This window comes from Pseudomonas sp. CC11G, assembly GCF_056174845.1.
Genome location: NZ_JBWBZC010000010.1, coordinates 168788 through 192900 on the forward strand (window position 1 = coordinate 168788; position 24113 = coordinate 192900).

The 24113-nt window shown below is 59.4% G+C and carries 26 protein-coding genes and 4 pseudogenes; 15 read left to right on the forward strand and 15 right to left on the reverse strand.

Translation table 11 applies throughout. The annotated features are described in order from the left end of the window. Window positions 1–23 precede the first annotated feature (23 nt). A pseudogene (locus AC0V2S_RS14315) lies at window positions 24–1126 on the forward strand (AI-2E family transporter). A gap of 248 nt (window positions 1127–1374) precedes the next feature. On the opposite strand, the gene AC0V2S_RS14320 reads toward AC0V2S_RS14315, so the two are convergent. Continuing rightward, a complete protein-coding gene (locus AC0V2S_RS14320; protein ID WP_475510325.1) occupies window positions 1375–1842 on the reverse strand; it encodes a PIN domain-containing protein in 468 nt (155 codons plus the stop codon). 2 nt (window positions 1843–1844) lie between these two features. Beyond that, window positions 1845–2141 carry a hypothetical protein gene (locus AC0V2S_RS14325; protein ID WP_475510326.1) on the reverse strand — a complete coding sequence of 99 codons (297 nt, stop codon included), beginning with the start codon at window positions 2139–2141 and terminating at the stop codon, window positions 1845–1847. Window positions 2142–2593: 452 nt separating this feature from the next. Between AC0V2S_RS14325 and hda the strand changes: the two are divergent. Next, window positions 2594–3286 (forward strand): annotated as a pseudogene (gene hda / locus AC0V2S_RS14330) (DnaA regulatory inactivator Hda); the annotation flags it as partial. A gap of 138 nt (window positions 3287–3424) precedes the next feature. Here hda and AC0V2S_RS14335 read toward each other — a convergent pair. The 3 genes and pseudogenes from AC0V2S_RS14335 to arsC all read right to left on the reverse strand — a co-directional run bounded on the left by AC0V2S_RS14335 (window position 3425) and on the right by arsC (window position 4782). Beyond that, entirely contained in the window at window positions 3425–3835 is a 411-nt protein-coding gene (locus AC0V2S_RS14335; RefSeq protein ID WP_475510327.1) for a DUF2069 domain-containing protein, read from the reverse strand. Beyond that, window positions 3828–4433, reverse strand: a complete 606-nt coding sequence (wrbA, locus tag AC0V2S_RS14340; protein ID WP_475510328.1) for an NAD(P)H:quinone oxidoreductase — start codon at window positions 4431–4433, stop codon at window positions 3828–3830. Before wrbA ends, AC0V2S_RS14335 begins: the two co-directional genes overlap by 8 nt. Further along, window positions 4430–4782, reverse strand: a pseudogene (arsC, locus tag AC0V2S_RS14345) (arsenate reductase (glutaredoxin)). Before arsC ends, wrbA begins: the two are co-directional and overlap by 4 nt. A 111-nt stretch (window positions 4783–4893) precedes the next feature. On the opposite strand from arsC, the gene AC0V2S_RS14350 reads away from it, so the two are divergent. Together AC0V2S_RS14350 and AC0V2S_RS14355 are read left to right on the forward strand one after the other, a co-directional pair. Further along, the gene (locus tag AC0V2S_RS14350; protein ID WP_475510329.1) at window positions 4894–6132 is read left to right on the forward strand and encodes a virulence factor BrkB family protein; all 1239 of its coding nucleotides are present in this window, start codon (window positions 4894–4896) and stop codon (window positions 6130–6132) included. Window positions 6133–6297: 165 nt separating this feature from the next. Continuing rightward, the gene (locus AC0V2S_RS14355; RefSeq protein WP_475510330.1) at window positions 6298–6519 is read left to right on the forward strand and encodes a hypothetical protein; all 222 of its coding nucleotides are present in this window, start codon (window positions 6298–6300) and stop codon (window positions 6517–6519) included. A gap of 130 nt (window positions 6520–6649) precedes the next feature. On the opposite strand, the gene AC0V2S_RS14360 is transcribed toward AC0V2S_RS14355, so the two are convergent. Beyond that, window positions 6650–7042, reverse strand: a complete 393-nt coding sequence (locus tag AC0V2S_RS14360; protein ID WP_475510331.1) for a hypothetical protein — start codon at window positions 7040–7042, stop codon at window positions 6650–6652. 127 nt (window positions 7043–7169) lie between these two features. Further along, a complete protein-coding gene (locus AC0V2S_RS14365; RefSeq protein ID WP_475510332.1) occupies window positions 7170–8579 on the reverse strand; it encodes a PilZ domain-containing protein in 1410 nt (469 codons plus the stop codon). Between the two features lie 30 nt (window positions 8580–8609). On the opposite strand from AC0V2S_RS14365, the gene AC0V2S_RS14370 reads away from it, so the two are divergent. Together AC0V2S_RS14370 and AC0V2S_RS14375 are read left to right on the forward strand one after the other, a co-directional pair. After that, a complete protein-coding gene (locus AC0V2S_RS14370; protein ID WP_475510333.1) occupies window positions 8610–9107 on the forward strand; it encodes a TlpA disulfide reductase family protein in 498 nt (165 codons plus the stop codon). Between the two features lie 4 nt (window positions 9108–9111). Then, window positions 9112–9387, forward strand: a complete 276-nt coding sequence (locus AC0V2S_RS14375) for an acylphosphatase (RefSeq protein WP_475510334.1) — start codon at window positions 9112–9114, stop codon at window positions 9385–9387. A gap of 88 nt (window positions 9388–9475) precedes the next feature. On the opposite strand, the gene AC0V2S_RS14380 is transcribed toward AC0V2S_RS14375, so the two are convergent. From AC0V2S_RS14380 to AC0V2S_RS14390, 3 genes are read right to left on the reverse strand one after another with little or no spacing between them, the layout of a single operon-like run. After that, window positions 9476–10051, reverse strand: a complete 576-nt coding sequence (locus AC0V2S_RS14380; RefSeq protein WP_475510335.1) for a lytic transglycosylase domain-containing protein — start codon at window positions 10049–10051, stop codon at window positions 9476–9478. 8 nt (window positions 10052–10059) lie between these two features. Further along, complete coding sequence (locus AC0V2S_RS14385) at window positions 10060–11016, reverse strand: hypothetical protein (RefSeq protein WP_475510336.1); 957 nt, start codon at window positions 11014–11016, stop codon at window positions 10060–10062. A gap of 30 nt (window positions 11017–11046) precedes the next feature. Next, window positions 11047–12762 carry a proline--tRNA ligase gene (locus tag AC0V2S_RS14390; RefSeq protein WP_475510337.1) on the reverse strand — a complete coding sequence of 572 codons (1716 nt, stop codon included), beginning with the start codon at window positions 12760–12762 and terminating at the stop codon, window positions 11047–11049. 114 nt (window positions 12763–12876) lie between these two features. Between AC0V2S_RS14390 and AC0V2S_RS14395 the strand changes: the two genes are divergently transcribed. After that, window positions 12877–13284: a PaaI family thioesterase gene (locus tag AC0V2S_RS14395; protein WP_475510364.1), complete on the forward strand. Its 408-nt coding sequence runs from the start codon at window positions 12877–12879 to the stop codon at window positions 13282–13284. A 96-nt stretch (window positions 13285–13380) separates the two neighbouring features. On the opposite strand, the gene AC0V2S_RS14400 is transcribed toward AC0V2S_RS14395, so the two are convergent. Further along, window positions 13381–14673 carry an OprD family porin gene (locus tag AC0V2S_RS14400; protein WP_475510338.1) on the reverse strand — a complete coding sequence of 431 codons (1293 nt, stop codon included), beginning with the start codon at window positions 14671–14673 and terminating at the stop codon, window positions 13381–13383. Window positions 14674–15477: 804 nt separating this feature from the next. On the opposite strand from AC0V2S_RS14400, the gene AC0V2S_RS14405 reads away from it, so the two are divergent. Beyond that, a complete protein-coding gene (locus AC0V2S_RS14405; RefSeq protein ID WP_475510339.1) occupies window positions 15478–15903 on the forward strand; it encodes an HIT domain-containing protein in 426 nt (141 codons plus the stop codon). A 3-nt stretch (window positions 15904–15906) separates the two neighbouring features. After that, window positions 15907–16116: a SlyX family protein gene (locus AC0V2S_RS14410; RefSeq protein ID WP_475510340.1), complete on the forward strand. Its 210-nt coding sequence runs from the start codon at window positions 15907–15909 to the stop codon at window positions 16114–16116. A 63-nt stretch (window positions 16117–16179) separates the two neighbouring features. Here the strand turns inward: AC0V2S_RS14410 and AC0V2S_RS14415 are convergent, their stop codons facing one another. The 4 genes and pseudogenes from AC0V2S_RS14415 to AC0V2S_RS14430 form a co-directional block, all read right to left on the reverse strand. Then, window positions 16180–16404, reverse strand: coding sequence for a cold-shock protein (locus AC0V2S_RS14415; RefSeq protein WP_162998724.1), 225 nt, complete (start codon window positions 16402–16404; stop codon window positions 16180–16182). 57 nt (window positions 16405–16461) lie between these two features. Continuing rightward, window positions 16462–16782: pseudogene (locus AC0V2S_RS14420) on the reverse strand (cold shock domain-containing protein membrane protein); the annotation flags it as partial. Window positions 16783–16944: 162 nt separating this feature from the next. Beyond that, complete coding sequence (locus tag AC0V2S_RS14425) at window positions 16945–18012, reverse strand: GGDEF domain-containing protein (protein ID WP_475510341.1); 1068 nt, start codon at window positions 18010–18012, stop codon at window positions 16945–16947. Window positions 18013–18126: 114 nt separating this feature from the next. Next, a complete protein-coding gene (locus AC0V2S_RS14430; protein WP_475510342.1) occupies window positions 18127–18597 on the reverse strand; it encodes a Dps family protein in 471 nt (156 codons plus the stop codon). Between the two features lie 296 nt (window positions 18598–18893). On the opposite strand from AC0V2S_RS14430, the gene AC0V2S_RS14435 reads away from it, so the two are divergent. The 6 genes from AC0V2S_RS14435 (at window position 18894) to ruvB (ending at window position 24057) form a co-directional block, all read left to right on the forward strand. Then, window positions 18894–19115: an FmdB family zinc ribbon protein gene (locus tag AC0V2S_RS14435; RefSeq protein ID WP_108095586.1), complete on the forward strand. Its 222-nt coding sequence runs from the start codon at window positions 18894–18896 to the stop codon at window positions 19113–19115. A gap of 44 nt (window positions 19116–19159) precedes the next feature. After that, a complete protein-coding gene (aspS, locus tag AC0V2S_RS14440; RefSeq protein WP_475510343.1) occupies window positions 19160–20935 on the forward strand; it encodes an aspartate--tRNA ligase in 1776 nt (591 codons plus the stop codon). A gap of 94 nt (window positions 20936–21029) precedes the next feature. Beyond that, window positions 21030–21779 carry a YebC/PmpR family DNA-binding transcriptional regulator gene (locus AC0V2S_RS14445; RefSeq protein ID WP_475510344.1) on the forward strand — a complete coding sequence of 250 codons (750 nt, stop codon included), beginning with the start codon at window positions 21030–21032 and terminating at the stop codon, window positions 21777–21779. A 66-nt stretch (window positions 21780–21845) separates the two neighbouring features. Continuing rightward, window positions 21846–22370 (forward strand): crossover junction endodeoxyribonuclease RuvC, encoded by a 525-nt coding sequence (gene ruvC / locus AC0V2S_RS14450; RefSeq protein WP_475510345.1) that lies wholly within the window; start codon window positions 21846–21848, stop codon window positions 22368–22370. 31 nt (window positions 22371–22401) lie between these two features. After that, entirely contained in the window at window positions 22402–23007 is a 606-nt protein-coding gene (gene ruvA / locus AC0V2S_RS14455) for a Holliday junction branch migration protein RuvA (RefSeq protein ID WP_475510346.1), read from the forward strand. Beyond that, entirely contained in the window at window positions 23008–24057 is a 1050-nt protein-coding gene (ruvB, locus tag AC0V2S_RS14460; RefSeq protein WP_475510347.1) for a Holliday junction branch migration DNA helicase RuvB, read from the forward strand. It begins immediately after the preceding gene. The last annotated feature ends 56 nt before the right edge of the window (window positions 24058–24113 follow it).

Consider the following 24113-nt stretch of genomic DNA (forward strand, 5'->3'; position numbering starts at 1 on the left):
CTTTTCCCTCGAGGCTTTTGAGCATGACTGACAACCGTCACTGGCTATGGATTGCCGCGCTGTTTCTGCTCGGTGCGCTGTTGTGGCCATTCACCCGATTCTTTCGCCCTTTCTGATCGGCATTCTGCTGGCCTATATGGGCGACCCCATTGCCGACCAATTGGAGCGCTGGAAACTCTCGCGTACCTGGGCCGTGGTTGTGGTGTTCAGCGTGTTCACCCTGATTCTGGTGATCGCGCTGTTGGTGCTGGTGCCCATGCTCGGCAAACAGCTGGTGCGCTTGTACGAACTGGCGCCGCAAATGATCGACTGGGCGCAACACACTGCCTTGCCGTGGGCGCAAGCCAAGCTCGGCCTGGGTGATGGCTTCTGGAAATTCGACAAGATCAAAGCCGCCGTCACCGAACACCTGGGCCAGACCACCGACGTCGTCGGCACGGTGCTGGCCTCGGCCGGCGCCTCCAGCCTGGCCTTGCTCGGCTGGCTCGGCAACGTGGTGCTGATTCCGGTGGTGAGTTTCTACCTGCTGCGCGACTGGGACATCATGCTGGCCAAACTGCGCGGCATGCTGCCCCGCAGCCGCGAAGGTTTTATCGTGCAACTGCTCGGCGAATGCCACGAAGTACTCGGCGCTTTCCTGCGCGGGCAACTGCTGGTGATGCTTGGTCTCGGCATCATCTATTCCACCGGCTTGATGCTCGTTGGCCTGGAGCTGGGCTTGCTGATCGGCATCATCGCGGGCCTCGCCAGCATCGTGCCGTACATGGGTTTTGTGATCGGCTTCGGCGCCGCCATCACGGCCGGCTTCTTCCAGTTCGGCACCGAGTTTTATCCGCTGCTGGGTATTGCCGCCGTATTTACCGTAGGCCAACTGCTTGAAGGCATGCTGCTCACCCCATTGCTAGTCGGCGACCGCATCGGCCTGCACCCCGTGGCCGTTATTTTCGCCATTCTGGCCGGCGGCGAACTGTTCGGCTTTACCGGCATTCTGCTGGCGCTGCCGGTGGCGGCGGTGATCATGGTGCTGCTGCGCCACGCCCATGACTTTTATAAGCAGTCGGATATTTACGACGATGGGCAGGTGGTGGAGGTGGTGGAGGTAGTGCCAGCCAGTTCGTCGGAGTAAGCCACACGTACTACCCGTAGGGGCGGCTTCAGCCGCGATGCTCTTTAAACAAATGCATCGTGGCTTAACTTCTCACTAAATTGTTCTCAAGCAGCGTCACGCCTCGCGCACACATATGCCGAGCCTTTAGCTATTGAGCCTTCCAATATTTGAGAAGCGTTTGAAAGCACAGCGGGCCGTTCACCTTGCAAACAAGATCAGGAAGGTGAGGGCGTATTTGTAGAGAGAAATGGCTAGGGAGGAGAATTCTAGTAGGAGGCGACGCTTTTTACAGCTTCGTAAGGTAGAACGTGATCAGGGTTCATTGCATATAGAGGGGGCAGCAATCTCGTGTCGTTGGTCAGCACCGTATAGTCCTTGACCAATCCTATTAGTGCGCTATCCGTAATACCGTAAATAGGAAAAGTGACTGCTGAAGTGTCGTGCGCAATGCTTGAATCGATCTGTTTGAATTCGTTGAACAGAATCCGGGCTACTTCGTAGGCACGGGTGGCGGCCGGTTCTTTCAAGTCAATAAGATTGGAAACTTCGGCAGCAATGTAAGGAGTTATGTAGACGTCGTCGTAGGTTTTAATGACATCCAGTACGGTGTCGTAGTCACTGGTGTCGAAGCCATTGAGGCGGTTGGAGTTTTTAATATGTCGCCCGCCTTCAACGGCCCCGATAACCAGCACCAACAGGAGGTTGGTGTCTATGATCAGCTTTCGTTTTGTCACGTTTAATCATCCTTTTGATTTTTGAATCCTCTGAATTTTCCGGTCTCGCTATCTACCAGAAAGACTTTGTTTTCTCTGCGCTTGCCCATCAATTTTGCTAGGGTCAGCAAGTTTGAACCCTTGGCTGCGCCCAACTCGATTCCCAGATCGTCGCCTTCAACGTCGTAGCTGAAAGTAATTTCGTAAACGGCGCCGTCGGCTGAAAGCAGTGCGCCTTCCAGGCGGATATTTCTCGCTTGGCTTACCAGCGTCGTTACGTTGGCATGCGCCACGCTTATCGCTTCTTTGAACTCGATCATGGCTCGGTTTCTCTTCATCTTGCGGCTCAGGCCGGTGCATAGAATACACGCTTAAATCGACTGCCCAGCACGCCGGATCGGCAGAGCAGAAGGCAAAACCCATTGAGGTGTTGGCGAGATCGCATTGATGCATATCACCAAAACGGTTATGAAAACTACACCAGCGGCGCGGGCGCGTAGGGGATAGCGATTCTGGGAAAGATGTTCCCGGCGTTTCGTTGGTGGCTGATTAGCGGCGAGGTGCTACCAGGGATCGGGTAAGTCAGCCCTGAATCGGGACGTGAGCCTACGGATGCTTGAGTGGGTTCTCTCGCTGTGGGTAGACACCTGCTTACAGCAACGTCGAGGTGGGTTGGCTTTTGCCATCAATGACTTAGCGCCAATAAGCCGATAAACTTCGCCCCCTTTGCTGCGCGCCTCCCTTGCGCCACCCGGAACCGCCTTACTCCCGCATGAAACCGATACAGCTCCCCCTTGGTGTGCGTCTGCGTGATGACGCCACGTTTGCGAACTATTACCCCGGGGCCAACGCCGCGGCGCTTGGCTATGTCGAGCGTTTGTGCGAGGCGGATGCCGGCTGGACGGAAAGCCTGATGTACCTCTGGGGCAGCGATGGAGTGGGGCGTACCCACCTGTTGCAGGCGGCGTGTCTGCGCTTTGAGCAGCGCGGCGAGCAGGCGGTGTATTTGCCGCTGGCCGACGTGGTGCAGCATGGCACCGAGTTGCTGGATAACCTGGAGCAGTGCGAGCTGGTGTGCCTGGATGACCTGGACGCCATCACCGGGAATGCGGTGTGGGAAGAGGCGCTGTTCCATCTGTTCAACCGCTTGCGCGATAGCGGCCGGCGTTTGCTGTTGGCCGCCGGTAGTTCGCCGCGTGAGTTGGCTATCAAGCTGCCGGACTTGAAGTCGCGTCTGACCTTGGCGCTGGTGTTTCAGCTGCAGACCCTGTCGGACGAAGACAAGCTGCGTGCGCTGCAATTGCGCGCGTCGCGTCGCGGGTTGCATCTGACGGATGAGGTGGGGCGTTTTATTCTCACCCGCGGTACTCGCAGCATGAGCGCGCTGTTCGAGTTGCTCGAGCAGTTGGATCAGGCCTCCTTGCAGGCGCAGCGCAAGCTGACTATTCCCTTCTTGAAAGAAACCTGGGCTGGTAAGCCAAACCACCGTCGCCCCCGCGCAGGCGGGGACCCAGAATTTTTAGTCGGGCGCGAGATCGTGTACGACGTGAGAGTCTGAATTCCCGCCTTCGCGGGAATGACGGTGGTGAATTTGCGGCCTTCGTTAAACCTCGCCCGCCAACTTCCGATCATGCTGAAAACGCCAGCGGGTGTAGAGCAGTGCGCTGGTGAACAGCGCCAGGCTCAACAGTGCTTCGCTCCAGCCGAGCCAGCTGCGGTTGGGGTCGAATGCAGCCAACACGCCTTTGATGAAGTACAGATTCACCACAAAGCAGGTCCAGGCGTGGGCGCGGGCGTTGCCCATTAGCAAGCCAGGGGCAAGCAGGGCCAATGGGCCGAGTTCGATGCAGAGGATTACCCATGTGCGCGCGCCGTGCAGGTCGGCGTACACCAGGTTCCAGGTCAGCAGCAGCGCGGCCAGGGCGAAGAAGCTGATGAGGGTGAGTACGCGGCTAACTTTCAGGCGCGGGGCCAGCCAGTCGAGTGCTGGCAATGGCTTCGGGGTTTTAGCCACGGGTGTTCTCCAAGCGTAGAGCGGTGTTGGCCAGGCGTTGACCGAGGGCGCGGCACAGGCTCATTTCGTGTTCGTCGAGGGCGCGTTTGCCGTCGGCACCAGCATGGTGGCTGGCGCCATACGGCGTGCCGCCGCCACGGGTTTCCAGCAGCGCGGCTTCGCTGTAGGGCAGGCCGGCGATGAGCATGCCGTGGTGCAGCAGCGGCAGCATCATCGAAAGCAGGGTGGTTTCCTGGCCGCCGTGCAGGCTGGCGGTGGAGGTGAACACGCCAGCAGGTTTGCCGACCAGCTCACCGGTGAGCCACAGGCTGCTGGTGCCGTCGAGAAAGTATTTAAGCGGTGCGGCCATATTGCCGAAACGGGTCGGGCTGCCGAGCACGAGACCGGCGCAGTTTTTCAGGTCGTCGAGGGTGGCGTACAACGCGCCGTCGGCCGGAATGCTCGGCGCCACGGCTTCGCATTCGGTGGAGATGGCGGGCACGGTGCGCAGGCGCGCGTCGAGGCCGGCCAGTTCCACGCCACGGGCGATCTGCTTGGCCATATTCAGCGTCGCGCCGTTACGGCTGTAGTAGAGAACCAGAATGTACGGCTGGCTCATGGCAGCAGCTCCAGAATCAGCTCCGGAGGGCGGCCGATGACGGCGTTGTCGCCGACTACCAGAATCGGGCGCTCGATCAGTTTCGGGTGCGCGGCCATGGCGGCGATCAGGTCGGCATCGCTCAGGCTGGCGTCACTGAGGTTGAGGGTTTGTATTCGTCTTCACCGGTGCGCAGCAGCTGGCGGGCGGACAGCTTCAGCTTGCTGAGCAGGGCTGTAATTTCAGCGGCGCTCGGCGGGGTTTCCAGGTAACGAATGACGGTGGGCTGCAGGCCACGGGCTTCAAGAAGCTCCAGCGCGCCACGGGATTTCGTGCAGCGCGGGTTGTGATAAAGCGTCAGGTCGGTCATGTGCGTATCGCATCTTGCCTAGGGTGGCGGCTATTCTACCCGCGTCGGCAGCCTGGCCTGAACATGGCATCGCGTTCTCGCGGCGATTTACTACTAAACAAGGGAGTGGGCATGCGCCAAGGTTTCGATGATTTTGTGGAATTCTGGCGTTTTCTGTTGCGTCGCTTTCTGGCCGACCATGGCCCCAACAGCGCGGCGGCGCTGACCTATACCACCCTGTTCGCGGTGGTGCCGATGATGACGGTGACCTTCGCCATGCTCTCTGCCGTGCCGGCCTTTTCCGGTGTGGGCGAGCAAATTCAGCATTTTATCTTCCATAACTTTCTGCCCGCCTCTGGCGAGATGGTGCAGGAGTACCTGAACAACTTCACCACCCAGGCCCGTCAGCTCACGTGGATTGGCGTGATATTTCTGGCCGTCACCGCCTTCGCCATGTTGGTCACTGTGGAAAAGGCGCTGAACAATATTTGGCGGGTGCGTCAGCCGCGGCGTGGCATTTCCAGCTTTCTGCTGTATTGGGCGATTCTCAGCCTCGGTCCGTTGCTGCTCGGCGTGGGCTTTGTGGTGAGCACCTATATCACCTCGCTGTCGATGATCTCCGGGCCGGATGCGGTGATCGGCGCCAAGGCCCTGCTGCGCCTAACGCCGCTGATGTCGAGCGTGGCGGCCTTCACCCTGATTTATGCATCGGTGCCAAACACCCGCGTGCCGCTGAAAAATGCGCTGCTGGGCGGGGTGTTCGCGGCGGTGCTGTTCGAGATTGCCAAGGCGCTGTTCGGTTTGTACGTGCGCTTGTTCCCTGGCTTTGAGCTGATTTACGGCGCCTTCGCCACGGTGCCGTTGTTTTTGTTGTGGGTGTACTTGTCGTGGCTGATCGTATTGTTCGGCGCGGAGCTGGCCTGCAACCTCGGTTCGTCGCGGCATTGGCGCCGCCGTGCGTTGCCACGGGTGTTGGTGACGCTGGGTTTGTTGCGCATGTTTCACGATGCCCAGGTGCGCGGTGATGTGCTGCGTCTGGACGATGTGCACACCTTGGGCTGGCAGTTGCCTGAGGATGAGTGGGACGAGATTGTCGAGTTTCTCGAAAACGAGTTGTTGATTTGCCGCGCCAGTGGTGGCGGTTGGGTGTTGTGCCGCGACCTGGGCCAATACAGCCTGCGTCAGCTGTTGCTGCACAGCCCATGGCCGATGCCGCGTCTGGAGCAACTGCCGGCCCGTATGGATGAGGCGTGGTATCCAGGGTTACATGCGGCGCTCAAAACGCTTTACCAGGAACACGCCGAGTTGTTCGGCGCCAGCTTGTTGCAATGGCTGCAGGCGGCGCCGGAAAGCGAGGGCGGAGCGGACTGACAAAAAACGTCAGTTTGCGCGTAGGGCTGCGGGATTACGTGGCCGGTGGGGCGCCAGAGCCCACGAAATGGACGACCACTTACTTGGCACGCTTTTGGCTCTCTACCTTGTAGATTGCTATCAAACTGCCAGCCTGGCACGGACTAGCCAAGGAACCCGGGTGCTATGAGTAACCCCAAGAGCCACATCACGAAGAAGCAGGGCACGGTCGTTGCGCTGCAGCACAGCCATCCAGAGCAGGCGCTGGAAGGGCTCAACCGCATCACCGGGCTGAATTTCGCCCGCTGGCCGGAGTCCTTGGTGCCCCATGCGCCGGCTGCTCAGTTGCAGGATGCCGCGGCTGAGTTCGCTCCGGAGCGGGTTACCTGCAACGGCGCGCCGCGCTAGCAACTGCAGCGAACTGCCCCTCTCCCGCCCTTCGGGCACCCTCTCCCGCAAGCGGCGAGGGGATGGGTCGAGCAAGCCGAAACAAAAAAGCCCGCGAATGTCGCGGGCTTTTTGTATGTACCGTCCCGGCTTATGCCAGCGCAGTACGGCTCTGCGACTCGGCCACTTCCACGGCCTGCACAAACAGTTCTTCCACCACCAGGCTGGTGGCGGGAATGGCCGAGCGCAGGCTGACCTGCATCTCTTCAATCTTCTGTTTCACCGGCAAGCGGCCGATGCCCGACAGCAGAATTTTGCCCTGCGCGTTCACCTTGCCATGGTCGACCAGCACTTCACGGCGGGCGCCCGCATCGCGGTAGGTAATCAGCAATGACACCGGCAAGTTGGCGAGGCCCGGCAGTTGCAGCCAGGCGGCGACATTGAAGTCGGCAACGCGACCGTCGTATTCGGTAACGGCCAGGCGGGCGGTGTCGGAAATGCGCGATGGCACAGGGCCGATCAGCTTGTCGTGGGCTTGGGACATAGTGGCTTCCGGGCTGATTTTAGAATGTGGAAGTAGAGGACAGACGGCCGAAATTATAGGCACGGCGGTACTAGCAAACTGTGCGCTTGGCCGCCGCTGCGCGTGATCGGTCTCGCAGTTTTGACCATTAGGCCAGCTTCAGTGGGTGCCGGCTGACCGAGGCGGTTTCGAGGTTGGCGGGTGGTAGGGGGAGGGCGGCCTGGTTGTTGACGCTGACCAATTGCAGCCAGAGATTTTCCCCCGCGCTGAACTGGCCGTTGGGCAACCACAGGCCGTGGTTCCAGCCGCCACCGGCCACGGGCGTACTTTGCAGCACGCCGGGATGGGTTTGGGTGCTGGGGCTGCGGCGCAGCCACACCGGGCGCGGCAGGCCTTTGAGGTAACGCAGACCCAGGTGCAGGCCATCGGCGTTCTGATGGCGCCAGCGCAGCAGGGCGAGGGTGGGTGTGCCGCTGTTGGTCAGCAGTAATACCAACTGGCCCACCGGCAGCATACGGCCCTGATCGGCGTGGCAGAGCAGGCGCGCGCCGCCGGGGCTGGTGTCCAGCATTTGCGCGGCGCAGTGGCCAGGGCGGTGTTCCAGCAGTTGCGCGTGAATGGCCGGCAGGCCGACTACCAGGCTGCAATCGCCAACTTGGTCGGCGCGTTCATGGCGGCGCTGTTGGCGACCCATCCAGTGATGCCGCACGCGTTGCAGCAGCTCGCGTTCCTGTTCGGTTTGCAGCGGCGCCGGCTCGTGCAGGGCGACCAGCAATGCGCCCAGTTCGAAGCGCCGCAGGTACGTTGGGTTGCCTTCTGTTGGTTGCTCGAAGGCGAGGCAGGGTTGCGATTCAGTGAGGTCCACGACCGGCCCTTCGGTGTCGTCTTCGTCGTCCCACGGCAGCAAGCGGCCCAGCTTGGCCAATGGCGCCAGGGCGCTGAACAGCAGCGGGCTTTCGCCTTCGGCCAGGTGGAACGGGTTGCTCAGCGCAAGCAGCAGCATTTGCTGATAGAGGCCGCGCAACGTACTGGCCGGCAACGGGTGGAAGGCGGCGGCGACGGGTTCGTCGAGGCAGTCCTGGTGTTCGCCAATCCAATACAGCAAGTGGCTGTCGCGCCACAGGCTGGCGGGTGGTTCCTGGTACAGCTGGTAATGGCGCAACAGGCTCTGGGCGAGAAAATGCTGCGCCATATACAGGCACCAGGCCAGGTGCGGACGCGACGGTTGGCGGCCTTGCAGAATCTGCAGCAACAGGCGTTTGAAGCCGACGGCCATTTCCCCACAGAAGCGCACAAACAGCATCGGTGGGTTGCCGCCCTGGCGGTAGAAATCGGCGTAGTGGCGATACTCTTCGCTCAGGCTTTGCAGCGCGCGTTGCCTTTCGAGTAAGGTCATGGCGCTGCGATTGAGGCTGAACAGCAGGCCCAGCACCAGGTGCAATGCGCTTTCGTGCGATTGTTTGCGGGCCTCAACCAGGCGCTCATTAAGGTCGGCGAGTGGCGCCGCCACTTCGTCGAGGATGTCCGGCACCTCCAGGCGTAGGGCGTCCAGTGTCATATCAACCCTGCTGGTACGAGGATCGAATGCATGGCTGCGCCTTTGCGTAGGTTCATTAAGAAAGTGCTCATGGGGCAGATTGCCTTGGGGTTGTGCGCCGGGCTTCTGTTGGCTGGCTGCGCTGACGACTATGGCGTCGATCAGCATGGAAGAAAGGTAACGGCTGAGCAGTTGGAAGGCCAGTGGTTAGTGATTAATTACTGGGCCGAGTGGTGTGGCCCATGCCGCACCGAGATCCCCGAATTGAACGCCTTGGCCGAGCAACTCAAAGATAAGCACGCGCAGGTGTTGGGGGTGAACTTTGACGCCCTGCAGGCCGATGCGCTGACCAAGGCGGCCGACACCATGGGCATTCGCTTTACCGTGCTGGCCCAGGACCCGGGCGAGCGCTTCAAGCTGCCACGCAGCGAGGCCCTGCCGGTGACGTATCTGGTCGACCCCAAAGGCCAGGTGCGCGAACGCCTGATGGGCGAACAAACCGCAGCGGGCCTGAGCAAGCGCCTGGCTGAGCTGCAAGCGAAGGAGTAGGGCAATGGCGCGAATCTGTATGCACGGCTATGTGAGCGGCAAGGTGCAGGGCGTGTTTTACCGCCAGAGCACCGAGACCGAGGCCACCCGGCTCGACCTGGATGGCTGGGTGCGCAACCTGGCGGATGGCCGGGTTGAGGTGTTGTTCGAAGGCGAGGAAGAGGCAGTGCGGGAGTTGGCCGTTTGGCTGGAGACTGGGCCGAAGAAGGCGAAGGTGAGCGGGGTGGAGTTGGAAGAGCATCCGGTGCAGGGGATTGCGGGGTTTATCGTCCGCGGTTGATCTAACCCTGTAGGAGCCAGCTTGCTGGCGAACCCTGGAAAAGGAAATTCGCGATCGGGGTTTGCAGGATTCGCCAGCAAGCTGGCTCCTACGGTTTTACGTACCAGTAGTCCTGCCAATACCCCACCACTTTTCCCGAATACGTCGTCTTGCCCAAACTCCCGTTGTACCGCGCCAACGCCCGATTCAAATCGCCGTTTTCCTTCTTCAGGTAGTAACTGAGGATGGTGCAGCCATAGCGCAAGTTGGTGGCGTTGTCGGTGAGGTTGTCTTGCTCGCGGCCAAGCTCGGCTTTCCAGAAGGTCATCACCTGCATCATGCCCTGGGCGCCCACCGACGAAATGGCGAAGCGGTTAAAGCGGCTTTCCACGTGAATCAGTGCCAACACCAAGTCCGGCTTAAGCCCGGCCTTGCTGGCTTCGTGGTGCACTTGCTTAAGCAGGGTCAGACGCTCTTCGGCGTCCGGTATATAGCGGGTCAGGCGGGTGGACATGTCGAGCAGCCAGACTTCAGCGTCGTAGCGGTCTACAAAACTGTCGGCTTCGGTGACGGTGCGTTGCAGCAGGTCGCGCAACTCTGGCTCGGGCGCCTGACGCACGTTGGCGCTTGCGGGCAGGGCCAGTAGCAACAGGCAGGACAACGCCAAACGAATGCACGCTGTCATGCTGGGGCTCAGTTACTGGCGCCCGGATCGGCCACCAGGCGGCCGGCGTCCTTGCGCAGCGATTTGAGAAATTCCTGCTGCAGTTCGGGGTCGTTGCGGGTCAGTTCGATCAGGCTTTGTTCCAGCTCGTTGGCCTCTTCTTCCAGGCCAAGATCGGACAGGCGTTTAACCCGGTGTACCCACTGCGATACCTCGTCGTCTTCGAGGTCGTCGTAGATCAGCGCATGGGCTTCGAGCAGCTTGCCGCGCAGGGTTTTGCTCACCTGCAGGCTGGCTTCGGCACGGGTGTTGTCTTGCTCGTCTTCCACGCTTAACAGCAATTTGCCGACGCGGCTGACGTCTTGTTCGGCAAACGGGCCATCGAGCAGGTTCAGGCGCAGCACGCCGTTACGGTCGGTGCTCAGCTCGTGGGTTTGCGGGCCGGCAGTAATCAGCACCGGGCGCTCGGCCCAGGGCAGGCTTGAGTATTCGGTGCGTTTGTCTTTCTGTTGTTCGTTGATCTTCGCCAGGTTCTGTTGCGAGCGACCATTGGACTGGGTGTTCATAAACGGGTTGAGCCCGGCGAACCCGTAGTCGATCCAGCCTTTGGTAGCGGTTTCTGGAACGTTGCCGAGCAACACCACGTTCAGCACGTTCGCACCCACGCCAGCCACCACTGCTACAGCGCCCAAGGGCACTTCATACAACTCGCGCCAAGCCTGGTAGGGCGTGTAGCGGTCGTAAACGCGGGTGACTTCGAACTCGGTAACCTCGAAGGTTTTCTGGTCCTGAATACGCACTCGCCGTTGCGGCAGCTCGAGCACATCGGGTTGCCCCACGTCGATCTGCAGGCTGTGGTTGAGCAATTTGCGCTCAGCGCGCTCCTCGTGCTCGGCACGCTGCGACATATGGTTGGCGCAGCCGCTTAGCAGCAAGGCGCCGCACAAGGCGGCGCCGGTGAGGCAGGTGGAACGTGACTTGAACATGGGGGCTCGGGTTAACAATCTTTGGCTAAATCAACGACCAGCACGGGCCTGGATAAAGGACAACACGTCTGCCACGGCGATGGCTTGCGCCTCGGTGTCACGACGGTGTTTGTATTCCAGGTTGCCGTCGGCCAGGCCGCGGTCGCTGACCACGATACGGTGCGGGATGCCGATCAGTTCCATGTCGGCAAACTTGATGCCGGGGCTGGTTTTCTTGTCGCGGTCATCCAGCAGCACTTCGAAGCCGGCGGCGGTCAGGTCTGCGTACAGCTTGTCGGTGGCGGCGCGCACGTCTTCGTTCTCGTAGCGCAGCGGTACCAGGGCGATCTGGAACGGCGCCAGGGCGTCCGGCCAGAGAATGCCGCGCTCGTCGTTGTTCTGCTCGATGGCCGCAGCCACCACGCGGGACACGCCGATGCCGTAGCAGCCCATGGTGAGGATGGCGGGTTTGCCGTTCTCGCCCATCACGGTGCAGTTCATGGCTTCGCTGTATTTGCTGCCGAGTTGGAAGATGTGTCCCACCTCGATGCCGCGTTTGATTTCCAGGGTGCCCTGGCCATCCGGGCTCGGGTCGCCGGCAACCACGTTGCGCAGGTCGGCCACTTCCGGCAGCGGCAGGTCGCGCTCCCAGTTCACGCCGAAGTAGTGCTTGTCGTCGATGTTGGCGCCGATGGCGAAGTCGCTCATCAGGGCCACGGAGCGGTCGATTACGCACGGCAGTGGCAGGTTCAGCGGGCCGAGGGAACCGGCGCCGGCGCCAATGGCGTTGCGCAGTTCAGCTTCGGTGGCGAATTCCAGCGGGCTCGCAACCTGCTCGAGGTTGGCCGCCTTGATTTCGTTCAGCTCATGGTCGCCGCGAACGATCAGGGCAACCAGCTTGCCTTCTTCGGCAGCGTGCACCACCAGGGTCTTGATGGTTTTTTCGATCGGCAGGTTGAAGCCTTCCACCAGCTCGGCGATGGTTTTGGCGTTCGGGGTGTCTACCAGTCGCAGTTCTTCGGTAGCAGCGCCACGGCTAGTTTCGCGCGGAATCGCTTCGGCTTTCTCGATGTTTGCGGCGTAGTCGGAGACGTTGCTGAAGGCGATATCGTCTTCACCCGACTCGGCCAGCACGTGGAATTCGTGCGAGCCGGTGCCGCCGATGGAGCCGGTGTCGGCTTGGACCGGGCGGAAATTCAGGCCCAGGCGGCTGAACACGTTGCAGTAGGCCTGGTGCATGCGGTCGTAGGTGACCTGCAAGGACGCCTGGTCGCTGTGGAAGGAGTAGGCGTCCTTCATGGTGAACTCGCGGCCGCGCATCAAACCGAAGCGTGGACGGATTTCATCGCGGAATTTTGTCTGAATTTGGTACAGATTGATGGGCAACTGTTTATAGCTGCTCAGTTCGTTGCGCATCAGATCGGTGATCACTTCTTCGTGGGTTGGGCCCACGCAGAATTCACGGCCGTGACGGTCTTTCAAGCGCAGCAGCTCAGGGCCGTATTGTTCCCAGCGCCCGGATTCTTGCCACAGCTCAGCCGGTTGAATGGCGGGCATCAGCACTTCAAGCGCGCCGGCCGCGTTCATTTCTTCGCGAACAACGGTTTCAACTTTGCGCAATACACGCAGGCCCATTGGCAGCCAGGTGTACAGGCCGGAGGCCAGTTTACGGATCATGCCGGCACGCAGCATAAGCTGGTGGCTGACCACGACGGCGTCGGTTGGGTTTTCTTTCAGGGTCGAGAGCAAATACTGACTGGTACGCATGTTTGGCCGTTATATCAGTTGCGAAGGCAAGGAAGTGCTCGGCATTGTACGGGGCCTGTACAGCCGCGTACAGGATTCAGGCCATTGCAATGTAAGGGGTTTCCAGTGAGTGCGTTGACTGCTGAAGAAGTGCAAGCGTTGATCCGCTTTGGTGTGCCGATGGCCGAGGATATCGACCTGTGCATCGACCAACTGGACGCCGACAACGCATACGCCCGTGTACCCTTCCAGGCCAAATTGGTGCGCCCGGGCGGCACCGTTTCAGGGCCGACCATCATGGCGTTGGCGGACGCGGCCATGTACGCCGTGGTGCTGGGTCGGTTGGGCAAGGTGGAGATGGCCGTGACCGCCAATTTGAATATCAACTTTCTGGCCAAGCCCAAGCCGGTGGACTTAATAGCCCATGCGCAGATACTCAAACTCAGTCGTCGTCAGGCCGTTTGCGAAGTGTCTTTATATTCGGCGGGCGATGATGACAATTTAGTGGCCCATGTAACGGGTACTTATGCATTACCGCTTTAAGTTGGTTATTGAGTGCCAACTTACAGACGAAAAAAAGCCCGGCTAATGCCGGGCTTTTTCTTATATCGAATTACGAATTACCTGCTGAGTTCTGGATTACAGAATGCTCAGTGGGTATTCGACGATCAGGCGCAGTTCGTCGATCGAAGGCGAACCGTAGTAAACGCCATCAGCCGAACGGTAGGTCGCTTGACGTACGCGCAGGCTCAGATCTTTAGCCGGGCCGTCTTGCAGAACGTATTTAACGTCTACGTCACGTTCCCACTCTTTACCGCTGTCGGTGCCTTCAACATTGGCGCCTTTACCGGTTACGTAGCGGGTCATGAAGGTCAGGCCTGGAACGCCGAGGGTGGCGAAGTCCAGCTTGTAGGTAGCGCCGTAGGATTTCTCGTCTTCGGCGTTGAAGTCGGAACGCGCGATGGAGTTGGCGAGGAATACAGTGCCGCCGCCGTCTACGCCATAACCGTAGTCGCCGTCGCCGGAAACTTGCTGGTAAGACAGAGCGAAGGTGTGCGCGCCGATGGTGTAAGCACCAAAGATGCTGGCCACGGTGTTGTCGAGCTTGTCACCGTCGTAGGCGGTGTACAGGTCTTTACCGCTGCTCTTGGTGTCGTACAGGTTGAAGTCGAAGGCCAGGGACTGGTCATCGCTCAACGGCAGGGTGTAGTTGACGTTGGCGTAAACTTTGCGCCAGAAGTCTTCTACTTTCGAGTAGTACAGAGTGGTGGTCAGGGTATCGGAGAAGGCATAGGTGCCGCCGATAACGTTGGCCTCGGTCATGCCGGTCAGGCCGCCGCCGATGCCTTTGCTGATGCTGTCGTGGTTGGTTTCGGACTGTGCGTTAAGCGCAGTGAAGTGACCCACGTTCAGTTCCAGACCTTCGATTTCTTTGCTGGTCAGCAAGAAGCCTTCAGCGGTTTCTGGCAGCAGACGGCTATCGTCAGTTGCGAGAACTGGCAGCGCGGTGAACTGGCCGCCGTATTTCAGAGTGGTGTTCGATACACGCACTTTGACCGAACCAGTCGACTCGCCGTAGGAATCTTGCGAACGACCATCGGAGTCGGTTGGGAACATGCCCGAACCGGAGCGACCTTTGCCGCTGTCCAGTTTGACTGCGCCCAGGCCGATTGCATCAACGCCGAAACCTACGGTGCCTTGGGTGAAACCGGAAGCGAAAGTACCGATGAAGCCTTGGCCCCACTCTTCGGTACGGCTTTGGTCGTCGTTGCCCACGTTGCGGTAGTCACGGGAGAAGTAGAGGTTGCGAGCCAAAACGCTGAGGCTGCTGTCGTCTACAAAGCCCTTCGAATCGGACTGTTCGCTGGCTACTGCCAGTTGGGTGCTGCCCGCTACTGCGAGGGCGATTAGGCTCCACTTCATCACTTGCATCGTGATTGCTCCTTTGGTTTAGAAGAGTTGCGCTGCCCATCTTATTTGTTGTATGGGCGGCTCTTTCTTTTTGTGTCGGCGCTCAAGTTATATCACGGCGACATTGTTGGCGACAGATAGTGCATGGTCCTTACAAATTCTTAACGACAATGTCGCAAAAGCTTATGTGGCATGTCGCAAATTCGTAGTTTTACGCTTGCATCCCAGCGATTAACTTTTTCCGTGATTTCTGATGATTAAAGTGCCGATAAAAACCGGTTGCATTAATCCCCTGTACAGCCCAGCAGTTAATTCTTGTCCCTTGAGTTAACTGTTGTACTAAGCAAGGTACACAAACACTGTTGGGTGTCGGTGTTCATTGATCTTGCTAGGCATAAAGCAATTAGCGTGCACAAACGGCACAAGCCTCGTGAAAAAAATGCAATGTGCGATTTTTTGAGCGCTGCGTCGTAGAAAAACAACACTGGCCGCAGGGGAGGGCACCTTTGGCGCAGCTTGCGGCAGCCCGATGCGTTACTGCCGGTTGCAGCGGCAGGGCAAAAGTGGGGCTTGCGGCGGTTGGGTAACAGATGGTGCACAGCTTGGGTGCGTGAGAAATCCATTCGGGCGTGGTGATGGCGCGTTTTTTGCGGGTGTGGGTGCGTGTTTCATACCGGCGAGCGACACCTCGGCCGTGCGCTGTTTTGGGCGGCGGGCAACGAAAGGGTGGTGGCGAGTTTTTCGGCTATGGCGTTATCCTGTGCGCCAGAATCGCGGCCTGTTCGGCTGGAACAGTTGTACCTATATATAAGTGGGAGTTTGTGTATGTTCGCCCTGGATTCACGTTTGCAGAACGACACCCTGCTGATTGGTGATTTTCCGTTGTGCCGGTTGTTGTTGATGAATGACGACCACTACCCGTGGTTTATCCTGGTTCCGCGTCGCGAAGAGGTGAGCGAATTGTTTCAGCTCAGCAGCGACGAGCAGAAACAGTTGTGGCACGAAACCGTTACCTTGACCGAACTATTAAAAGACACCTTTGCCGCCGACAAGATGAATGTCGCCACGCTGGGCAATGTGGTCAGCCAATTACATATGCATGTGATTGTTCGTCGTCGCAGCGATGCGGCTTGGCCCGCGCCGGTGTGGGGCAAGTTTGCCGCTCAAGCCTATGGGGCTGAGCAGGTGGCCGCCATTCGCGCCAAGTTACGTCTGGTGTTGGGCGGCGATTTTGCGTTTGCCGAGGAGTAGGTGATGAGTCTGGAATTGCGTGTGATGGAGCTGGAAACGCGCCTGGCGTTTCAGGATGACACCATTCAGGCGCTTAACGACGAGCTCGTAGCACAGCAGCGCAGCATCGAGCGGCTGCAGTTGCAGATCGCTGCGTTGGCCAAGCGTCAGGAAGATATGCAGAGCGGCGGCTTCGGGATGTCTGAAGAAGAAGCGCCGCCGCCCCACTACTAATAGAGGGGCTTTTCAGGCAATAAAAAAACCCGCCATTGGCGGGTTTTTTGTTCTGGCGGTATATCAGCGGCGTTGCGGCAGCGCGGCAATCACGTCTTCGGCTTGCAGGCCTTTGTCGCGTTGCATCACGGAAAACTCCACGCGCTGGCCTTCAACCAATACGCGGTGGCCTTCGCCACGAATTGCGCGAAAGTGCACAAAGATGTCGTCGCCCGAATCGCGGGAAATAAACCCGAAACCCTTGGAGGTGTTGAACCACTTCACGGTGCCGGTCTCGCGGTCGCCCAGGTCTTGCGGGACAGAGGCGCTGCGGCCTTTGATCCGCAGGTTGGCGCACAGGTGCAGCAAGACAGCCAGCAACACGGTCACCAGGCTAAGCAGTACAGCCGGTTGGCCGCCGATAACAGGAAGCGGCGCGAGCAGAATCAGAACTTGCAGCACGACAGCCAGAACCAGCAGCGCGCTGACCAGACCTTGAACCTGTTGGCGTGCGCCGATATGCCAGATCGGAAGAAGGGGAGCCAGCAGCAAGTTGATCAGGCCGAACAGGGCGAGGTAGATAGCGTCAGGATTCAGCAGGTAAGGAAGGCTTTCGGCATGCAGGCTAGGAATAAAAGAAAGGAGCAGTGCAGCAACTCCTACAAGCAGGTGGACAATTTTCAGCATGTGCAATGAACTCACTTATAAGGATGGATCAGCAGAAGAGCTGGCGTGGCGCGGGTTGCCGTAAATAGAAATCGGCGCTGAGCACGCGTTGGCACCAGCCTATGCGCCGCACGGGGCGGCAGCACGGGGGGTATTTAACAGCAAAGCGGAGGGCTACTCAAATCAAGCGCTTAGCGCTGGCTCGGGCAGATGAGGGTGGACCTGGTTACGGCCACTGCGTTTGGCTTGGTACAGCGCGTCGTCCGCCCGGGTGAGCAGGCTTTCGAGGTTGTCGCCGGGCTCGGCCAGGGCAAAGCCGAAGGAGGCGGTGATGGTGTCCAGAATTTCGTCGGTGCGCCGCACGCGAACCCGCAGTGCCTGAATTTTCAGGCGCAGGTGCTCGGCAAAGGCGTGGGCCGTTTCCAGTTCCTGGCAGTCGCGCAGAATCACGCAGAACTCTTCGCCGCCATAACGGGCCGCCATGGCGCGTGGGGGGAGCAGCTCGCGCAGCAATTGACCGACGTGCTGCAGCACGCGGTCGCCCAGCGGGTGGCCGTATTGATCGTTGAATTGCTTGAAGTGGTCGATATCCAGCATCACCAGCGCTACACCCTGATGGCCGGCAGCCAGGGTTTGTTCCAGCAGGCGGGTGAAGGCGTGGCGGTTGAAGACGTTGGTGAGGCTGTCGAGCGTTGCGGCCATGTGGGCGCGTTCGAGCTGGCCGCGCAGGTGGGAAATTTCTTCCTGGGCGCTGCGCAGGCGGTAGAGGAATTTTTCCTGCTGGTCCTGCATCAGTTGGGTGCTTTGCTGCAGGTCGTTGAGCACGCTGGGCAGGTCGTCGATCAGCGGCTCCTGCAGTGCGCTCAGGCCGTGGTTGAGGCTGTCCTGGTAGGCCTTGCTGGTGGTCACGCTGTGGGAAATGCCACCTTCTATATCGTCGACCAGTTCGATGACTTGCTGCTGGCCGGCGCGGGCCTCTTCCAACTCGCCGCGAATGATGTAGTCGCGGAACAGCTTGGCGGCCGTTTCCGGCGGAAAGCTATCGAAATCTTTGACCGCTTTGTCGAGCCGACGATTGAGCTCCGGTTCCAGGCCCTTGCTGTACGTGTACCAGAGGGCGTAATGCATGGGGTTGGGCGGGATGTCGTGACGCATCATCAACGGGACGGCTTGCTTGAGCAGGTCCGCTGCCTCGCGGGTCTCCTCCGGATAGAGACTTAAGATGGTGGGCGATTTCGGCGGCTGGCTCATTCGTCGTACAGGTTCAAACTATCGATTGCCAGAGCATAGAGCAGCAGCACCGCTTGCGCCTAGCAAAAGGCCCGGTTTTGCGCCGGGCCTTTGCCATTTTTTTGCGGGGGGCTGTTAGACAGCTAGCAGGCTGCGCAGCATCCAGGCGGTTTTTTCGTGAACCTGCATACGCTGGGTCAGCAGGTCGGCTGTTGGCTCGTCGCTGACCTTGTCCAGCAGCGGGAAAATACCGCGTGCGGTGCGCACCACGGCTTCCTGGCCTTGAACCAGTTGTTTGATCATGTCCTCAGCGCCCGGCACGCCTTCTTCCTCTTTGATCGAGGACAGGCGCGAGTAAGCGGCGTAGGTGCCCGGTGCCGGGAAGCCCAGAGCGCGAATGCGCTCGGCAATACCGTCGACGGCCAGCGACAGTTCGGTGTATTGCCCCTCGAACATCAGGTGCAGGGTGTTGAACATCGGGCCGGTGACGTTCCAGTGAAAGTTATGGGTTTTCAGGTACAGGGTGTAGGTGTCGGCGAGCAAGCGGGACAGGCCTTCGGCAATAGCAGCGCGGTCCTGTTCGGCAATTCCGATGTTGATTTCCATGGCGTTTCTCCTTTTTTCAGACTGTTGAAGGCGGGCTAAAGCGATGGCTAGAGCCTAGCATGGGCCTTGGGGGGGATGTCGCGCGGGGCAAATCAATAAATGCTATTGGCCAAATGCATAGCGCGCTTGGATGCTTGGGCTGTTTATAGGGTTAATTGACAGTGCCTTATGCATTACCCGTCAATTGCCACGTCGGCCATCAAGGTTTTTGGGTTTATTGACAGACGCGATATACTCCCGCCCCTTGCCGCGACCCGCGGACTAGCAGCACGTTTTCCGCAAGCCGAGATGAGCCAATGCCTATTTACGATTACCAATGCGCTTCCTGTGGCCATCAGATGGAAGCCATCCAGAAATTCAGCGATTCGCCTCTGGTCGATTGCCCGACCTGCAAGGCCCCCGAGTTGAAGAAGTTGTTGTCCATGCCCGGTTTCCGCCTCAAAGGCAGCGGCTGGTACGAGACCGATTTCAAGACCGGCGCTAAAAAGAACCTCGCTGGCGGCGACAAAGCCGATTAAGCAGCACCCCGAATAGTCGAATTACGAGAAGCGAAACCACCATCATGATGCGCAGCCATTATTGCGGCCAATTGAACGAGAGCCTGGAAGGTCAGGAAGTCACCCTTTGCGGTTGGGTCCATCGCCGCCGAGATCACGGCGGAGTGATTTTCCTTGATATCCGCGACCGTGAAGGTCTGGCCCAGGTGGTGTTCGATCCGGATCGCGCCGACACCTTCGCCAAGGCTGACCGTGTACGCAGCGAATATGTGGTGAAAATCACCGGTAAGGTGCGTCTGCGCCCGGCCGGCGCCAACAACGCCAACATGGCCTCCGGCGCTATCGAAGTGCTTGGCTATGAGCTGGAAGTGCTGAACGAAGCGGAAACCCCGCCGTTCTCGCTCAACGAATACACCGACGTGGGTGAAGAAACCCGTCTGCGCTATCGCTTTATCGACCTGCGCCGTCCGGAAATGGCTGAAAAGCTGAAGCTGCGTTCGCGCGTTACCAGCAGCATTCGCCGTTACCTCGACGAAAATGGCTTTATCGACGTAGAAACGCCGATCCTCACCCGCGCCACCCCTGAAGGCGCCCGTGACTACCTGGTACCAAGCCGTACCCACCCCGGTAGCTTCTTCGCCTTGCCGCAATCGCCGCAGCTGTTCAAGCAACTGCTGATGGTGGCCGGCTTCGACCGTTACTACCAGATCGCCAAATGCTTCCGCGACGAAGACCTGCGTGCTGACCGCCAGCCGGAATTCACCCAGATCGACATCGAGACCAGCTTCCTCGACGAAGACGACATCATCGGCATCACCGAGAAGATGATTCGTAAACTGTTCAAGGAAGTGCTGGACCTGGAATTCGGCGAATTCCCGCATATGCCGTTCTCCGAGGCCATGAGCCGCTACGGTTCCGACAAGCCGGACCTGCGTATTCCGCTGGAACTGGTAGACGTTGCTGATCAGCTTAAAGACGTGGACTTCAAGGTGTTCAGCGGCCCGGCCAATGATCCGAAGTGCCGTATCGCGGCGCTGCGCGTACCTGGCGGCGGCGCCATGCCACGCAAGCAGATCGACGACTACACCAAGTTTGTCGGCAACTACGGTGCCAAGGGCCTGGCGTACATCAAGGTCAACGAACGCGCCAAAGGCGTTGAAGGCCTGCAGTCGCCGATCGTGAAAAACATTCCGGAAGCCAACCTCAACGTCATCCTTGACCGCGTAGGCGCTGTGGATGGCGACATCGTGTTCTTCGGTGCCGACAAAACCAAGATCGTGTGCGACGCCCTGGGCGCGCTACGTATCAAGGTGGGTCACGACCTCAACCTGCTCACCTGTGAGTGGGCGCCGATGTGGGTCGTAGACTTCCCGATGTTCGAAGAAGCCGAAGACGGCAGCCTGAACTCGCTGCACCACCCGTTCACCTCGCCCAAGTGCACCCCGGCAGAGCTGGAGGCCAACCCGGCTGCCGCGCTGTCCCGCGCTTACGACATGGTGCTCAACGGTACCGAGTTGGGCGGCGGTTCGATCCGTATCCACGACAAGGGCATGCAGCAGACCGTGTTCCGCGTTCTGGGCATCAGCGAAGCAGAACAGGAAGAGAAATTCGGCTTCCTGCTGGATGCACTGAAATTCGGTGCGCCGCCCCATGGTGGTCTGGCCTTCGGCCTTGACCGTCTGGTGATGCTGATGACCGGCGCGCAGTCGATCCGTGAAGTGATCGCCTTCCCGAAAACCCAGAGCGCCGCCGATGTGATGACGCAGGCACCGGGCGAAGTTGATCCTCGTCAGTTGCGTGATCTGCACATTCGTTTGCGCGAGCAGGTTAAAGCCGACTAAGAAGTTTGGCCTTCGGGCCGGGCTTTCTTGCAGCGCCCCTTTCTCTGGTTAGAGTCAGGGGCGTTTTCAATTAAAGGACAGGACGGAGCGCGTTATGGCGGGTCATTCCAAATGGGCCAACATCAAGCATCGTAAAGGGCGTCAGGACGCCAAAAAGGGCAAGATTTTCACCAAGCTGATTCGCGAGCTAACCGTGGCGGCCAGCCAGGGCGGCGGCATTCCGGCCGACAACCCGCGCCTGCGCCTGGCAGTGGATAAAGCTCTTGGCGCCAATATGACCCGCGACACCATTGACCGTGCCATCGCGCGCGGCGTCGGTGCCGACGACGGCACTAAGGTCGAGGAGCTCAGCTACGAGGGCTATGCGCCCAATGGCGTGGCGGTGATCGTGGAAGCCATGACCGACAACCGCAACCGTACCGCTGCTGCCGTGCGCCACGCCTTCACCAAGTGCGGCGGCAACCTGGGTACCGATGGTTCGGTGGCCTATATGTTCGACCGCAAGGGCCAGATCAGCTTCGCCCCTGGCGTGAACGAAGACGCCTTGATGGAGGCGGCGCTGGAAGCCGGCGCTGACGACGTGGTCACCCACGAAGATGGCTCCATCGACGTATTCACCAGTTTCGTCGACTTTATTTCGGTGAACGAAGCGCTCAACAAAGCCGGCTTTAAAGGTGATGAAGCGGAGATCAGCATGATCCCGTCCATCACCGTAGAAATCACCGAGCTGGAAGTGGCGCAGAAGGTGCTCAAACTGATCGATATGCTCGAAGACCTGGATGACGTGCAGAACGTGTATTTCAACGGCGAAATTCCCGAAGAAATCATGGAACAGGTCGGTTAAAAGCTTCGCTGTCGCTCCTACACGTATAAGCTGGCTTCTTTATTTCGCTGCTCAATTGCAGGTGTTATGACCCTTATTCTCGGCATTGACCCCGGTTCGCGAATCACAGGTTACGGCGTGGTGCGCGACATCGGTCGTGGCTGTGAGTATGTGGCTTCGGGCTGCATTCGCACCGGTGCGGGCGAACTGCCTGAGCGGTTGCAGATTGTGTTTCGCGGCGTGCGTGAGGTGATCGAAACCTACGGGCCGGTAACCATGGGCATCGAAAAGGTGTTTATGGCCAAGAACGCCGACTCGGCGCTCAAACTCGGTCAGGCGCGCGGCGCGGCGATTGTCGCGGCCGCCGAGCAAGGGCTGGAAATTGCCGAGTACACCGCCACCCAGGTCAAACAGGCGATTGCCGGCACGGGAGGCGCTGACAAGCAGCAAGTGCAATTGATGGTGATGCATTTGCTCAAGCTGACGCAAAAACCGCAAATCGATGCCTCCGATGCACTGGCTATTGCCTTGTGCCATGCCCACACTCGCGCAAGCCTTATTCCTCACGGCCTGGTTGGCGCTCGCAGTCGCGGCGGCCGCTTGCGACTGTGAAGCTGTGCTTCTTTATTAAGGAACTGATGTCGTGATTGGACGCTTGCGCGGGACCTTGCTGGAAAAGCAGCCGCCGCACCTTATCGTTGATGTGAATGGTCTTGGTTACGAGCTGGAAGTGCCGATGACCACGCTCTATCGTTTGCCCTCGGTGGGCGAGCAAGTAACCCTGCATACCCATCTGGTGGTGCGCGAAGATGCCCATCTGCTGTTTGGTTTTGCAGAAAAGCGCGAGCGCGAGCTGTTTCGCGAGCTGATCCGTCTCAATGGCGTGGGCCCAAAGCTGGCCCTGGCGCTGATGTCTGGTCTGGAAGTGGACGAGTTGGTGCGCGCCGTTCAGGCCCAGGACACCTCGGCGCTTACCCGTGTTCCGGGGGTCGGCAAGAAAACCGCCGAACGCTTGCTGGTAGAGCTGAAAGATCGCTTCAAGGCCTGGGAAACCGTGCCAGGCATCGCCACCTTCGTTACTGAACCTCGTGCCGGCGGCACAGTCTCAAGTGCGGAGAATGATGCCGTGAGCGCGTTGATTTCCCTGGGCTTCAAGCCGCAAGAAGCGAGCCGCGCGGTATCTGCCGTACAGGAAGAAGGGTTGAGCAGCGAAGAATTGATCCGTCGTTCATTGAAAGGAATGGTTTAAGTGATAGACGCCGATCGCCTGATCACCGCTTCTGGCCGTGACCGCGATGAACAACTGGACCGCGCCATCCGGCCGCTGCGCTTGGCCGAATATATCGGCCAGCCGAAAGTGCGTGAGCAGATGGAGCTGTTTATTCAAGCTGCTCGAGGCCGCCAGGAGTCGCTCGACCACACCCTGATTTTCGGTCCGCCGGGCCTCGGTAAAACCACGCTGGCCAATATCATTGCCCAGGAGATGGGCGTGTCCATCAAAAGCACCTCGGGACCGGTGCTGGAGCGCCCGGGTGATCTAGCCGCGATGCTCACTAATCTTGAGCCCGGCGATGTGCTGTTTATTGACGAGATCCATCGTCTGTCGCCCATCGTCGAAGAAGTCCTGTACCCGGCGATGGAAGACTTTCAGCTCGATATCATGATTGGCGAAGGGCCGGCCGCGCGTTCGATCAAGCTCGATCTGCCGCCGTTCACCCTAGTAGGCGCCACCACCCGCGCCGGCATGCTCACCAATCCGCTGCGTGACCGCTTCGGTATCGTTCAGCGTCTGGAGTTCTACAGCACGGCTGACCTGGCCACGATCGTGCAACGTTCGGCCGGCATTCTGGGTTTGCCGCTGGACCCGGAGGGCGCCTTCGAGATTGCCCGCCGTGCCCGAGGCACGCCGCGTATTGCCAACCGCTTGCTGCGTCGCGTGCGCGACTTCGCCGAAGTACGGGCGCAAGGGCATATCACCCGTGCGATTGCCGACTTGGCGTTAAACCTGCTGGATGTGGATGAACACGGTTTTGACCATCAGGACCGTCGCTTGCTGCTGACCATGATCGAGAAGTTCGACGGCGGCCCGGTGGGCGTCGACAGCCTGGCCGCGGCCATCAGCGAAGAGCGCCACACCATTGAAGATGTGCTGGAGCCGTACCTGATTCAGCAGGGCTATATCATGCGTACACCGCGCGGTCGCGTGGTCACCCGGCATGCGTACCTGCACTTCGGCTTGAATGTGCCCAAACGCATGGGCGACCTGCCGCAGACCGATATGTTTTCGGTGGATGAATAAGCGTGGTCGCGGCAATGCAAATGGATAAAAAACAGTTGGTTTGCCCGATTGGCAAC